This is a genomic window from Actinomadura sp. KC06 (assembly GCF_004348735.1).
Classification (GTDB): Bacteria; Actinomycetota; Actinomycetes; order Streptosporangiales; family Streptosporangiaceae; genus Spirillospora.
Map to the genome: position 1 here is coordinate 1 of NZ_SMKT01000417.1, position 492 is coordinate 492.

The following is a 492-nucleotide window of genomic DNA, read 5'->3' on the forward strand; positions in this document are numbered from 1 at the left end:
CCCCCACCGGCCTGCGCTGGTCCCAGGGCGCCCTCCCCGAACACGCCTGGAAGCACGCCGTCGCCACCGCCGTCACGCGCATCAAAGACGGCCGCCTCGGCAAAGTCGTCCTCGCCCGCGACCTCACCGTCCGCGCCGACACCCCCATCGACGCCCGCGTCCTCCTGCGCCGCCTCGCCCGCCGCTACCCCGGCTGCTACACCTTCTCCTGCGCCGGCATGGTCGGCGCCACCCCCGAACTCCTCATCCGCCGCACCGGCGGCGACGTCGAATCCCTCGTCCTCGCCGGCACCACCGCCCGCGGCACCGGCCCCGCGGACGACCGCGACCGCGCCGCCCGCCTGTTCGCCTCCGCCAAAGACCGCGAAGAACACCGCTACGCCGCCGACATGGTCCGCGACGCCCTCACCCCCCTCTGCGCCGAACTCACCGTCCCCGACCAGCCCGAACTCCTCACTCTCCCCAACCTCACCCACCTCGCCTCCCCCGTCC

1 protein-coding gene is annotated in these 492 nt (G+C 74.8%); it reads left to right on the forward strand.

Annotated features, from left to right (window positions below; all coding sequences use genetic code 11):
• Window positions 1-492 (forward strand): chorismate-binding protein (locus E1287_RS43420; RefSeq protein ID WP_207934834.1); only part of this gene is annotated, 492 nt, incomplete at both ends.